A 13,530-nucleotide genomic window follows, 5' to 3' on the forward strand; every position below is an offset into this window, starting at 1 on the left:
GAACGCCCCCAAGGCAGCGCCGGGCCATGCCCGGCGAGCCCTTCAGTGGTAGCGCCGGGCCTGCCGGTGATCAGCCGTGCAGGTCGTAGCGGTCCAGCTCCATCACCCGGGTCCACGCCGCGACGAAGTCCTGCACGAACTTCTTCTCGCCGTCTGCACTGCCATAGACCTCTGCCAGCGCACGCAGCACCGCATTGGATCCAAATACCAGATCAGCACGGGTGGCGGTCCAGCGTGCGGCGCCGTCGTTGCGGCTGCGGCCTTCGTAGGTTTCACGACCGGTGGCCTTCCACTGCGTGCCCATGTCCAGCAGGTTGACGAAGAAGTCGTTGCTGAGTGTCCCGGGCCGATCGGTGAAGACGCCGTGCGCGCTGCCATCGGCATTGGCACCCAGTACGCGCAGGCCACCGACCAGCACGGTCAGCTCCGGGGCGGTCAGCGTCAGCAGTTGCGCCCGGTCGATCAGCAGCGCTTCGCCCGGAACGCTGTAGGCGCCCTTGAGGTAGTTGCGGAACCCATCGGCCGCCGGTTCCAGCACCGCGAACGATTCCACGTCGGTCTGCTCCTGGCTGGCGTCGGTACGGCCCGGAGTGAACGGTACGCTGATGTTGTACCCACCGGCCTTGGCGGCCTGTTCGATGCCCACGCCACCGGCCAGCACGATCAGGTCGGCCAGCGACACCTGCCTTTCACTGCCGGCATTGAACCCGCTCTGCACCTTTTCCAGTGCGGCCAGCACCTTGGCCAGACGGGTGGGCTGGTTTACCGGCCAGTCCTTCTGCGGTGCCAGGCGGATGCGCGCACCATTGGCGCCGCCCCGCTTGTCCGAGCCACGGAAGGTGGAGGCCGATGCCCAGGCCGTGGAGACCAGTTCAGGGACGCTCAGGCCGCTTGCGGCGATCGCCTGCTTCAGGGTGGCCACGTCCCTGGCATCGATGAGCGGGTCCTTTGCGGCCGGCAGCGGATCCTGCCAGATGAACTCTTCGGCCGGCACTTCCGGCCCCAGATAGCGCGCGCGCGGCCCCATGTCGCGATGGGTCAGCTTGAACCAGGCGCGCGCGAACGCATCGGCAAACGCCTGCGGATCGGCCAGGAAGCGGCGCGAGATCTTTTCGTAGGCGGGATCCATGCGCAGCGACAGATCGGTGGTCAGCATGGTCGGGCGGTGCTTCTTCGAGGCGTCGTGCGCATCGGGAATGACCGCCTCGGCATCCTTGGCCACCCATTGATGCGCGCCGGCCGGACTTTTGGTCAGTTCCCATTCGTACTTGAACAGGTTCTCGAAGAAGTCATGGCTCCACTGCGCTGGAGTACGGGTCCAGGTGACTTCCAGGCCACTGGTGATGGTGTCGCCGCCCTTGCCGCTGCCGAAGCTGTTGGCCCAGCCCAGGCCCTGGCTCTCCAGATCGGCCGCTTCAGGCTCCTTGCCGACGTTGTCTGCCGGGCCGGCGCCATGGGTCTTGCCGAAGCTGTGCCCGCCGGCGATCAGCGCCACCGTTTCTTCATCGTCCATCGCCATGCGGCCGAACGTGTCACGGATGTCATGTGCAGCCAGTACCGGGTCAGGATTGCCATCAGGGCCCTCGGGATTCACATAGATCAGGCCCATCTGCACTGCGGCCAGCGGGTTCTCCAGCTTGCGCGAATGCACGTCGCCATCGGCATCGTCATCGGACACCAGCACGCCGTGGGATTCCACCACGCCTTCGGAGCCGTGCTTGTAGCGCACGTCACCGCCCAGCCATGTGGTTTCGCGGCCCCAGTACACATCCTGATCCGGTTCCCAGGTATCGGGACGGCCACCGGCGAAGCCCAGTGTCTTGAAGCCCATCGACTCCAGCGCGACATTGCCGGTCAGGATCAGCAGGTCGGCCCAGGAGATGGCCTGGCCGTACTTCTGCTTGATCGGCCACAGCAGGCGTCGCGCCTTGTCCAGGCTGACGTTGTCCGGCCAGCTGTTGAGCGGAGCGAAGCGCTGCTGGCCGCGGCCGCCGCCACCGCGGCCGTCACCGATGCGATAGGTGCCGGCGCTGTGCCACGCCATGCGGATGAACAGGCCGCCGTAGTGACCGAAGTCGGCCGGCCACCAGTCCTGCGAGTCCGTCATCAGTGCTTTCAGGTCTGCCTTCAGCGCGGCATAGTCCAGGCTCTTGAACGCCGATGCGTAATCAAAGCCGGCATCGAGCGGGTTGGAGCGCGCGGAATGCTGGTTGAGCAGGTCCACGCGCAGCTGGTTCGGCCACCAGTCGCGGTTGGTCGTCGCGTCACCGACGACGGCATGGTTGAAGGGGCACTTCGCTTCGCTTTTCATGGGTCTCTACCTGTGGACTGGCGAAAGGTGGAATCGGGGGAGGCCCGACCCACATTAGGTGGCGCCTGCGGATCGGTAAATTCGATTGATTCAACCAATGCGATAGTGGCTGTCTATTAGGTCCGGGGCTTGTACGGGTGTGTGCGATCAGCGCTTGAGCAACCCCGCGCCGAGCTTCAGCAGGTCGCTGGCCCCGAACTGGCCGTCGCCGTCCTGATCGAGCACCCCGCCCAGCATGCTGCCGATGCCGCCGGACTGCTGGGCCTCCTGGCCGAGGGCGCTGCTGAGTTCGCTGGCGTTGCCCTGCTGGGCGAAGCGCTGGGCCAGGAAGGACATGACGATGGGCGCAAGGATCGCCAGCAGCTTGCCGGAGGTGCCGCTGTCCAGCCCGGTCTTCTGGCCTAGCACCTGCGCGGCCTGCGGCTGCTGGCCACCGAAGATGTGGCCGAGGATGCCGGCCCCATCGGTGGCGCCGCTGCCGCCGCCACCCATCACTGCGCCGAGGATGCTGCCGAGGTCGAAGCCGCCACTCCCACCAGTGCCTAGATGGTCACGCTGCAGCGCATTGAGCAGGGACTGCGCGCCCTGTGGCTCGCTGGCGTTCTGGCCCATTGCGCCCAGCAGCAGCGGCAAGGCGCTGCCCACCGCCTGGGTGGTCTGGCTGCTGTCCAGGCCGAGCTGCTGGGAAACCTGCTGCAGGCCCTGCCCCTGCTGCAGCTGCTGGAAGAGGGATGCGGCGAGGGATTCGGTGCTCATGGCGGTCTCCGTTCTGTGAAGGAAGGACCGCCCGAGCATAACGCCGCCTGCACGACGGAAATGCGAAGGCTGCCGGGCGCAGGCTCGCTCTGACCGGGGGCGGGAGGGGGGCCGGCGTTGCGCCGGTCCCATGCCGGTTACAGCAGTGACTTCAGCCGATACAGCGCTTCCAGCGCCTGTTTGGGCGTCAGTTCGTCCGGATCGATGGCGGCCAGCGCCTCCTGCGCCTTGCTGGACGGGGCATTGAACAGGCCGAACTGCTGCGGGGCATCCAGCGCCTGAGGGGCCAGCTCCGCCGCGTGGCTCTCGCTGCCCCGTTGTTCCAGTTCGGCCAGGCGCCGCCGCGCCTGTGCCACGGTCGATCGAGGCAGGCCGGCCAGCGCGGCCACCTGCAGTCCGAAGCTGCGGTTGGCCGGGCCGTCTTTCACAGCGTGCATGAACACCAGCGCTTCGCCATGCTCGACCGCATCCAGGTGCACGTTGGCGATACCGCTGCGGCCGCCCTCGTGCTGCTCGTCGGCCAGCGCGGTCAGCTCGAAATAGTGGGTGGCGAACAGTGTGTAGCAGCGGTTCTCGTAGGCGAGGTGGCGGGCCACCGCGTCGGCCAGGGCAAGGCCGTCATAGGTGGAGGTGCCGCGGCCGATCTCATCCATCAGCACCAGCGAATGTGGGCTGGCGTGATGCAGGATGTAGCTGGTCTCGGCCATTTCGACCATGAAGGTCGACTGCCCGCGGGCGAGATCGTCGCCGGCGCCGATGCGGGTCAGGATGCGGTCGATCGGGCCGATCACGGCGCGGCTGGCCGGTACGAAGGAGCCGATGTGGGCCAGAAGCACGATCAGTGCATTCTGCCGCATGTAGGTGGATTTACCGCCCATGTTCGGGCCGGTGATGACCAGCATCCGGCGGTCCGGGTGCAGGTCCAGATCGTTCGGCTCGAAGGGCTGCTCGCGCACGGCTTCCACGACAGGGTGACGGCCGCGCTCGATCTTCAGGCAGGGTGCCGTTTCCAGTTCCGGGCGCGACCAGTCCAGTGCCTGCGCGCGCTCGGCGAATGCGGCCAGCACATCCAGTTCGCTCAACGCGGCGGCACACTGCTTCAGCGGCTCCAGCTGTGCACCCAGCGTGTCCAGCAGCTGCTCATACAGGAACTTCTCGCGCGACAGCGAGCGGTCGCGCGCGGACAGTACCTTGTCCTCGAACGCCTTCAGTTCTTCGGTGATGTAGCGCTCGGCGTTTGTGAGGGTCTGGCGGCGCGTGTAGTGCACCGGTGCGCGGTCGGCCTGGCCCTTGCTGATCTCGATGTAATAGCCGTGCACACGGTTGTAGCCGACCTTCAGTGTGGCAATGCCGCTGCTTTCGCGCTCGCGCCGCTCAAGGTCGACCAGGAACTGGTCGGCGTTCGTGGAGAGGCGTCGCAGCTCATCCAGCTCCTCGTCGAAGCCATCGGCCAGCACGCCGCCATCGCTGAGCTTCAGCGGCGGCATTTCAGCGATGGCACGCGCGAGCAGCTGCGCGCAGTCGTCATGCTCGCCCAGCGCGGCGTACAGCGCCTGCAGGCGTGGCGAGTCCAGCGGCGCCAGCACGTCGCGCACCGCAGGCAACAGGCCCAGGCCATCGCGCAGTGTCGAGAAATCGCGGGGGCGTGCCGAGCGCAGGGCGACGCGGGTGAGGATGCGCTCGAGGTCACCCAGGCGACGGAACTGTTCGCGGATGTCGCCATCGCTGCCGCGATCGATCAGCGTCGCTACCGCATGGTGGCGCTGTACCAGCACCTCGCGCAGGCGCAACGGGCGATGCAGCCAGCGACGCAGCAGGCGGCCGCCCATCGGGGTGACGGTGCTGTCGAGCACGCCCAGCAGGGTGTTGCGGGTATCGCCGTCGACCCGCGTATCCAGCTCCAGGTGGCGGCGGGTCGCAGCGTTCATGGCGATCGCCTCGCCGGCGGTTTCCATCGCGATCGAGGTCAGGTGCGGCAGGCGCTGCTTCTGGGTTTCTTCGACATAGCCGAGCAGGGCGCCTGCGGCGGCCGTGGCGCGTGGCTTGTCGTCGATGCCGAAGCCGCTCAGGTCATGCAGCTTGAAGAAGGCCAGCAGCTGCCGACGACCGCTGTCCGCGTCGAACAGCCATGGCGCGCGGCGACGCACACCGCTGCGCTGGCGCAGGAAGTCCGGCCAGTTCTCCTCGTCCGGCACCAGCAGCTCGGCCGGCTCCAGGCGCGCCAGCTCGGCTTCCAGCGCGTCGTCGGTGTCGACCTCGTTGACCAGGAAGCGGCCACCGGCGAGGTCGGCCCAGGCCAGGCCGTAGCCCTGCCGGGTGCGCGACAGGGCCATCAGCAGGGTGTCGCGGCGTTCGTCGAGCAGTGCTTCGTCGGTGACCGTACCGGGGGTGACGATGCGGACCACCTTGCGCTCGACCAGCCCCTTGGCCAGGGCCGGGTCGCCGATCTGCTCGCAGATCGCCACGGATTCGCCCAGCGCCACCAGCCGTGCCAGGTATCCCTCGTAGGCATGCACGGGCACACCGGCCATTGGAATCGGGGCGCCGCCGGAACTGCCGCGCTGGGTCAGGGTGATGTCGAGCAGGCGTGCAGCCTTGCGTGCATCGTCGTAGAACAGCTCGTAGAAGTCGCCCATGCGGAAGAACAGCAGCAGATCCGGGTACTCGGACTTTGCTGCGAAGAACTGCTTCATGAGGGGCGTGTGCTCTGCACTGGCCTTCGATGCAGACGGTTTCGCTTTTGAATCAGTGGTTTGCAAGAGAGCTTCCTACCGGTTGTAGCGGTCGATCCGGGGCCACGCCGGCGGCAGTGACTCAAACAGGATCACATTGATGGCGCGACAGGCACACAGCGGATCGACCATGGATACGGTTGTTGCGACGCAGGCAGATGCCCGGCGCCGCCGACGCATCAAGTTTAAGCTGACCTACCGGCAAATCTGCCAACTGGGCATCATCGGCTGACACATCACGCAAGAGGTGGAGCTGTGACGCGGCGATTCGGTCCATTGTGGGTGATTGCGATCCTCTTCGCGCCGCTGGGAGCCAGCGGTGGGACGCCTGCTGACCCGGAGCTGCGCGGCGAGCTCCTGCGGATGAAGGATGCCGATCAGGCGGTCCGGGACCTTCCGCTGACCACGGAGGGCGAGGAGAGGGTGCTCAGTGCCGTCGATGCGGTGCATACCGCTCGGCTGAAGGCGATCGTTGCGGCCCATGGCTGGCCGACCGTGGCGCAGGTGGGCCAGGACGGGGCGGACGCGGCCTGGCTGCTGGCCCAGCATGCCGACAAGGATCCGGCGTTCCAGCGCTCTGTTGCGGAAGCCATGGAGCCCTTGGTAGCGACGGGGCAGGTCAAAGCGTCCAATTACGCCTACCTCTGGGACCGCACCCACGACCCCCAGCGCTATGGAACGCAGGGGCGTTGTGCAGACCCGGGGCGTTGGGAGCCACGTGCGGTTGAAGCACCTGAGACGCTTGACGAGCGTCGCGCTCGAATGGGCCTGGCGCCCATGGCGGAGTATCAAGCGATGGTCTCCAGGCATTGCGAGCAGTTTGGGCGTTAAGATCGGATCAGCAGTTGGGGCACTGCGCGCGGAGAGGCAGGGGTGAGTCGCACACTCCTTCGGTTCAGGCCGATGGTGGAGGGGAGCGAATGCCGGCTAGCGGATCCCGCAGGATGCCGAGCCAAGGCTCGACGATCTGCTCGAATGCAAAAACGTGTTCCCGGTGCAGGTCCATGCCGCTGAGGTAGTGGCGGATGCTGCGTTCGAATTCATCGGCCGCGTCCAGATTGCCTGCGTTCGTGCGGAGCAGAAGAACGGTGGCCGCTTCCAGTGCCGCCACACGGACATGCATCCGGTTCATGACCCCCTGGAGGCGCAGCAAGGCATCCCGCGTCTCAGTGTTCATCGGACCTCCCGGGGAAGATCGCTGCATCGGTCCGCGAACCTGCGAGCCGCCGCTGGAGAGTGAGAGCGACTCTCGGATCAATGAGGGCAACCTCCTGGTTGGATGCCAGGCAGACCCGGTGGCTGCAGAGCGGCAATCCCTGCCCATCGTTGCTGATGGGGTGGACGTGGCCGAGCGGGACACTCTCGATGGTGAGCACCTCGTCAAGCGCCAGGGCGACAAGCTGGACGCCAGCCTGCACCAGCAGCATCGCCGGGCAGCGGGCACCGCAGCGGGTGCCGCCCGTGACAAGGCCAAGATCCACGACGGGCACCGTCTGCCCGCGTACGGACACGCTGGACAGGCCGTCCGTACCCCGGGTCAGAGCCTCCGGACCACGTATTTCCACCGCCGATTCAACATCGATCCCGAACAGCGCCGCACCGGCACGAACAACCACCAGTTCCAGGAACGGCTGCGGTGACGCGTGGTGCGCGGGAGCGGCGGCAAGCGCGAGGGCACTGTGGTCGATGGCATCCGCGCGGGGCAACCGCTTGACGAACTCCTCGAAGCGCATGCGGCTGACCGCCTGCCGGTTGTGGCAGCAGGGGCAGACCAGGATCCCTGCGCCGCGCAGATCGGTCAGGCCTGCGCCCGCCTTCAGCATCGAGGTGTGGTTGCATGCACGGCATGTTGCTTGCACTGCGTGCAGGCGTGTCAGCGCGCCTTCAGTGGTCAGGTCTCCCTGAACAAGGCGAAGCAGAAAGGAACCTGTGTTGGCCACTGGCAGACTTCTCGGATGGATCAGGAGCAGGCAACTGCCCCGGGATTCTCGGCGGCTTCCATGAAGGGATCAAACGCACGCCGCGCAGTCCATCCGCGGGTGCAGGCCTGGCTCATTCGAGTAGGTGGGGTGCAACAGTGAGTCTATCGGTCAGTTCGGTCGCACTGATGGGCCTGCACAATGCAAAGCCCTGGATCTGGTCGCATCCGAGCTCCCGCAGCGTGGTGACCTGGTCGGCGGTTTCAGCCCCCTCAGCGACGGCGGTGTAGCCCAGATCATGGGCCAGGCCGATGATGGCACGGACTTTCAGGCGGGCCCGCGTGTCGGTCGAGATTCCATCAATCAGCGATTTGTCCAGCTTCAGCGTGTGGATCGGCAGTTCGGTCAGGTAGGCGAAGTTGCTGTAGCCGCTGCCGAAGTCGTCCAATGCCAGGCGGATTCCCGCCGATGCCATCCGCCTGAGCTGCTCGCCGGGCACGGAGTTCACCCTCAACCATTCTCCTTCGGTGATCTCGATCTCGAGGTCGCTGCAGCGCAGCCCCTCGGCATGGATCCTGGCGACCAGCGCATCGGCCATGCCGGCACGGGCCACATTCCGTGCAGACAGATTGATCGACAGGCCCAGCGTGATGCCGTCGCGTTTCCAGCATGACAGCTGCTTCAGCGCTCGGTCGACGACCCACTCCGTGACCTTCTCCATCAGTGCGTTACGTTCGAATACCGGGATGAATTCGGCAGGGCTGACCGGGCCAAGCCGAGGATGATCCCAGCGGATCAGCGCCTCCGCTGACACCGCACTGAGATCAGACCCGCGGAAACGAGGCTGGTAGAGCAGATGGAATTCGTCGTGGCGCAGGCCGTCGCGGGCGCCGGCAAGCAGGTGATACTCGCGCCGCAGACTTTCATCGCGCGGGGCGGAGTACCAGCAGTAGGTGACCTGGCTGGACACTGCCCAGTGAAGTCCCACGAACATCCCGCGGATGATGTCGTCGGCGCTGTCCTTGCCGGTTTCGGCCTGGCAGAGGCCGACGTGGACGAGAGGCCGGAGGGGCTGCGCTGCACCCTCCCTGGGCTGCGTCAGGCGCAGGTGCAGCGCTTCCACCAGGCGCTCGACGGCGTCACGGGTGGGCAGCTCCACGATGAAGGCGAAACGGCTGCCGCCCATATGGTGGACGTCCGCCTGGCCGTTCAGGGCGGCCTCGATGCGTGCTGCGTCCTGCCTGACCCGCGTCTCCAGCGAGGCCATGCCGAATGCCTGACAGGGCTCGGCATTCGGCAGGTCAAGGACATCGACGAGGACGGCGACGGGCGATCGGCCCGGTAACCGGGGTGATCGTGTGGTGTAGTCGATCGTGAAGGTATGTCTGTCCAGCAGCCCGCTGGAGGTCCCGTGGCGGCTGGACAACGCATGCGGCCGCAGGGGGCGTGTCACCGCCCCGATGAGGGACGGCAACGTGCGCCGATCAGTCAAGGAGAGTTTCCTGGGCAGGCTTTCCATCGAAGGACCCCGGGCATCGAGGGCGGCGCGCAGTGGCGCCGCCCCTGAGGCTTACTGCCGGGCTACCAGGGTCAACCCGGAATATGTTCCCGTGAGGCGGATCATGTAGGTGACCGCCGAGGGCGAGCCGATCCGCACCGACTCCGAATTGGTCGGTCGGGTTGATTTCGCATCGTAATCGGAGGCGCTGGGGACGCGCTGCGCCGCTACATACAGCGATACGTCGCCTTTGCCGCCCAGCGTCATGATGGTCAACGGTGTGCCGGCCCGGGCGGTGAAACTGTAGGTCCGCTCTGCGGAGGTGCTTGACAGCCCGCGCAGTTCGACTGCATTGCTCAGTTCCACATTCGGCGGGGTGCAGCTCTCGACGGTGGGATCGCAGGGTTCGGTGGTCGCGGCGGTTACCAGTGCATTGGCGTCGAGGATTCCCGCGCCCATCGGTGTGCTGGTGGGAATGCTGGCCGGGAAAGGACGCGCAGTGGATTTCAGCAGGTCCCGCATCTGATCCCAGCGCAGCGGCGTGGTGGCCACGCTCTGGACCAGCGCTGCCGCCGCGGCCACATGGGGCGATGCCATCGAGGTGCCGGTATATCCCCCGATGCCGAACTCGGTCGTGGGGCGGGTGGTGCCCGTGTTGACGATCTGGAAGATGTAGCCATTCGGGTCTCCATCAACACCTCCACCGCCACCTGGCGCGGACAGATCCACCCGGTTGCCCCAGCTGGAGTAGCTGGCCTTGCCGCCGGTGACACGCGTGGCGCCGACGCTGATCACGTCCTTGCAGGAGGACATCGTGTAGGTGCCGGCATCGGCGTTGGAGTTGCCGGCTGCCACCACCACCATCGCACCGCGTCGGTTCACTTCGTCGATGGCGTCCTGGTAGATCTGCGGGCAGGCGTCGGGCCCATTGCTGCCCAGGCTCATGTTGAGCACTTCTGCCGGATTGGCATTGACCGGCAGGCCGGCAACGGTCGCACCGACCGCCCACAACATGCCATCGGCAATGTCGCTGCCGTACCCGCCACACGAACCCAGCACACGCACCGGCAGAATCCTGGCGTTGTGGGCCAGACCGGCCAGACCGACACCGTTGTTGGTCTGCTGCGCGACGGTACCGGAGACGTGGGTGCCGTGCCAGGAGCTGTCGCGGGCGGCGTGCGGAGGCGCGCCCAGCGCCGTGCAGTAATTGGCTTCCATCCAGTCGCCCTGGTCCCAGCCACCGGCGACGCGGGCGTCGGTGTCGCGACGGGAGATCAAGCGGTCGGAGATCATGTCATAGCCCGGCAGCACGTTGTCCTTCAGGTCGGGCGTGTTTTCCACGACGCCGGTGTCGATCACCGCCACCACGACGCCTGCGCCGGTGGAGATGTCCCAGGCCTGGTCGGCGCGTACTCCACCGGTCTGATCGTGGAAGTTCCACTGCAGCTGGGCATATTGAGGATCATTCGGGATCAGTTTCGGCTGCACCATGCCGCGCCCGGTGTCGAGCGCCTGGTAGAGCCGGTCCACTTCGACCGACGTCACGCCGGGTTCGGCCGCCAGCTCGCGGACGAAGGCTGCCGTCTCGGCGGAGTTGAGCCGGCGTGAGGTCTGCACCACGTACCAGCCAGGTACGGCCATGTTGCGCAGGACACTGGCCCGGGCGGCCGGACGGGCGGCTGCGCGTGCCGTTGCCGCAGCCGCCGTGGTGATGCCTGAACGCTGCGCCGAGCTGGCGAGCGACTGCGTCAACAGGCTGCGTGACTGGGTGGTGGTGCCGGTCGTCTTGACGATGAAGCGCTGGCCGACCGACGGCTGGGCGGTCGATGTGGCGGCAGCCACGTTGCGCTTGATCACCTTGCTGGTATCCAGGCGTGGTGCGGCATGGGCGGCGCTGGTGGTGATCAACACCGAAACGATTGCAGCGGCCAGTGAGGTGTGGATGGACATGGTGGGTCTCCAGGGAAAGGGTGAAGCGCGTCGGAGCGGGAGTGGTCGGTGTCGCTCTGTCACAGGTCGATGCCGAAGCCCACGCCTGCGGAGGATTCGCCACCACTGAAGGCCCCGCCCAGACTGAAGGAGCCGCGTTCCCCGATCTTCCGTGCATAGCCCACCGACAGCGCCTGCTCGCCGCTCTGGAAGCCCGCACCGACCGCGATGCGCCCGCGTTCGCTGCGGGTGCCTGCGGCGTTGGTCGCCATGTTCAGCATCGCCGCGCTCATCGCGCCCTGGCGGTCCAAGCGGCGATCAACCGAGCTGAGGCGGCGGTCCACGTCCGTACGATAGGTTTCGAAGGAATCGTTCAATGCGGTGAACCGTGCATCGGTATAGGATTTCGCCGCGTTGACACCGGCATTGACCTGGCCCACGTTCGCCGCATCGGTCGCCTGGGTACCGGCGGCCACATGGGTGATCTGGCGCTCCGCACCGCTGGCACCGACCGACACCGTGTCGACGCGATCGGCGACCGAGCCGCGCCCCAATGCGACGGCGTTGTCGGCGGTGACGCTGGCACCTTGGCCGAGTGCGGTGCCGGAAGCGCTGCTGACGGAGGCCGACTCACCCAGGGCCACGGCGTTGCTGGCCTGGGCACTGATGCGGCTGTTGGCACCGACGGCCGTGCTGCCGTCGGCATTGACCCGCGCGTTGCCGCCCAACGCCGTGTCGTTGGGTCCATGGGCGTAGGCGCCGGCGCCCAGCGCCACGCTGTTGTCCGCGTTGGCGGTCGCGCCGGATCCCACTGCCACAGCGTTGGTCCCTTCGCCCGCCTGGGCTGCGGAATCGCCTCCCACGGCGACCTGATCGTTGCGGCCATGACCTGCACCGACGTCCGCCTCGATGTCATCCAGTCGGGTGGTCAGCCTGCCGATCTGCACATCGATGGCTGCGAAACTGTCGGCGAAATTGCCGAGCGCACCCGACACCGCATCCAGCTGTGCCTTGTTGACCGCATCGGTTGCCGCCGTACCGGCCGCCACGTTGACGATCTGGCGTTCGCTGCCTGCGCGTCCCACCGAGATGGTGTTGTCACGATCGGCGTAAGAGCCTGCACCGAGCGCCACCGCGCGGTCGACGGGGTGGGTCACGCCGTCGACGAACGACGGGTCGCCCACGGTTGCACCGCCGCCGATCGCCACCGACTCGCTGCCCCACACGTCCGAATCCGTGCCGATCGCCACGCTGTTGGTGAACAGCCGCGGTGTATCCCCCCAGAAATCGCCATTCCAGGTCATGCCGTCACCGACCACCACGCTGCCTTTGCCGGCGGCCCAGGCGCCATAACCGACTGCGGTGGCGCCCTCGATCAGGGCCAGCGCGTTGGCGCCCAGGGCCGTGGTGTTGAGCGCGCCCGCCCGGGCATTGCTGCCCACGGCCACGGTCAGGTCGTACAGGGCCAGTGCGCCCGAACCGAACGCATTGGAGAACTCGCCCAGAGCCTGGGCCCGGTCACCGACGGCCATGGCGTCATATGCGCTGGCCACCGCGCGGTAGCCGATCGCGGTGGAGCGGATAGCGCTGGCACTGGCCAGCCCGCCCAGGGAGATGGCTGCATAGGCGGTGGACTGCGCGCCGCCGCCGACGGCCACCGAAAGGCGACCGGTGGCCTGCGTGTTCTGCAGCAGCTGGCCGGCAAAACCTTCCCCGATCTGGTCCTCCAGATCGTCGGCAATGCCGCCGATCGCCACGCTGGATTTGCCGCTGCCCAGGGCGCCGGCGCCCCCGGCAGTGGCAAAGTCACCTTCGGCCTGCGCGCCGGCGCCCAGCGCCGTGGACGCCACGCCGGTGGCGGCGGTCTGCTGGAACAGCACTACGCCATACGGGTTCTGCGACTGGTAGTCGATGTCCAGCATGCCGCCGATCGCGGTGCTCGAGTCGGCGATGGCCAGCGCTTCATTGCCCACCGCGGTGGCGCGGTTGGCGTAGGCCACGCTGCCGGCGCCAAGCGCGGTCGTGCCTTCCCCGACCGCGGCGCTCGCCTCGCCTGCGGCCAGCGCGTTGTCGCCGTCGGCGTAGGCGCCGGCATTGCTGTCCTCGCTGCCGGTGGCGGCGAGGTAGGGCACTGGATCAGCCTCGACATCGGCGGCGTACACGATCTGCTCCGGCGCGGACACCTGCTCGACGCCCAGCGCCGTGACGATCCCGCTGGCCAGGGCGGAGCAGGACACCAGCAGCGAGCCGGTGGCCAGCAGCGCCGCGACCTGGCGGCGGCGCCCGGACCGCGTCCGGCTGCACGCGATTTCGGACACAACCACCTGCCGGCCCAGCGCGGCGTTCCACACGATACGGTAAATCCGGTTCATTGCTCTGATCCTC

The 13,530-nt window shown here is 67.1% G+C and carries 9 protein-coding genes; 1 reads left to right on the forward strand and 8 read right to left on the reverse strand.

Features of this window, described 5'->3' with window-relative positions; genetic code table 11:
- Window positions 1–70: 70 nt before the first annotated feature.
- The 3 genes from katG to mutS form a co-directional block, all read right to left on the reverse strand.
- Window positions 71–2,311, reverse strand: a complete 2,241-nt coding sequence (gene katG / locus ABE543_RS07600; RefSeq protein ID WP_346475536.1) for a catalase/peroxidase HPI — start codon at window positions 2,309–2,311, stop codon at window positions 71–73.
- Between the two features lie 147 nt (window positions 2,312–2,458).
- Entirely contained in the window at window positions 2,459–3,067 is a 609-nt protein-coding gene (locus ABE543_RS07605; RefSeq protein ID WP_197571945.1) for a DUF937 domain-containing protein, read from the reverse strand.
- 137 nt (window positions 3,068–3,204) lie between these two features.
- A complete protein-coding gene (mutS, locus tag ABE543_RS07610) occupies window positions 3,205–5,760 on the reverse strand; it encodes a DNA mismatch repair protein MutS (protein WP_065181133.1) in 2,556 nt (851 codons plus the stop codon).
- 321 nt (window positions 5,761–6,081) lie between these two features.
- Here mutS and ABE543_RS07615 point away from each other — a divergent pair, with 321 nt between their 5' ends.
- The gene (locus ABE543_RS07615; RefSeq protein ID WP_197571947.1) at window positions 6,082–6,630 is read left to right on the forward strand and encodes a DUF6624 domain-containing protein; all 549 of its coding nucleotides are present in this window, start codon (window positions 6,082–6,084) and stop codon (window positions 6,628–6,630) included.
- Window positions 6,631–6,694: 64 nt separating this feature from the next.
- Here the strand turns inward: ABE543_RS07615 and ABE543_RS07620 are convergent, their stop codons facing one another.
- The 5 genes from ABE543_RS07620 to ABE543_RS07640 form a co-directional block, all read right to left on the reverse strand.
- Window positions 6,695–6,976 (reverse strand): hypothetical protein, encoded by a 282-nt coding sequence (locus ABE543_RS07620; protein WP_197571948.1) that lies wholly within the window; start codon window positions 6,974–6,976, stop codon window positions 6,695–6,697.
- Complete coding sequence (locus tag ABE543_RS07625) at window positions 6,966–7,739, reverse strand: chemotaxis protein CheW (RefSeq protein ID WP_346475537.1); 774 nt, start codon at window positions 7,737–7,739, stop codon at window positions 6,966–6,968. The genes ABE543_RS07620 and ABE543_RS07625 overlap by 11 nt, the downstream gene beginning before the upstream one ends.
- A gap of 112 nt (window positions 7,740–7,851) precedes the next feature.
- Window positions 7,852–9,237 (reverse strand): GGDEF domain-containing phosphodiesterase, encoded by a 1,386-nt coding sequence (locus ABE543_RS07630; protein ID WP_346475538.1) that lies wholly within the window; start codon window positions 9,235–9,237, stop codon window positions 7,852–7,854.
- Window positions 9,238–9,288: 51 nt separating this feature from the next.
- Complete coding sequence (locus tag ABE543_RS07635; RefSeq protein WP_346475539.1) at window positions 9,289–11,166, reverse strand: S8 family peptidase; 1,878 nt, start codon at window positions 11,164–11,166, stop codon at window positions 9,289–9,291.
- Between the two features lie 59 nt (window positions 11,167–11,225).
- Window positions 11,226–13,517: an ESPR-type extended signal peptide-containing protein gene (locus ABE543_RS07640; RefSeq protein ID WP_346475540.1), complete on the reverse strand. Its 2,292-nt coding sequence runs from the start codon at window positions 13,515–13,517 to the stop codon at window positions 11,226–11,228.
- Window positions 13,518–13,530 lie beyond the last annotated feature (13 nt).

Origin of the sequence: Stenotrophomonas sp. TWI169 (assembly GCF_039674705.1) — a bacterium.
In the GTDB taxonomy this organism is placed as follows: Bacteria; Pseudomonadota; Gammaproteobacteria; order Xanthomonadales; family Xanthomonadaceae; genus Stenotrophomonas; species Stenotrophomonas maltophilia_P.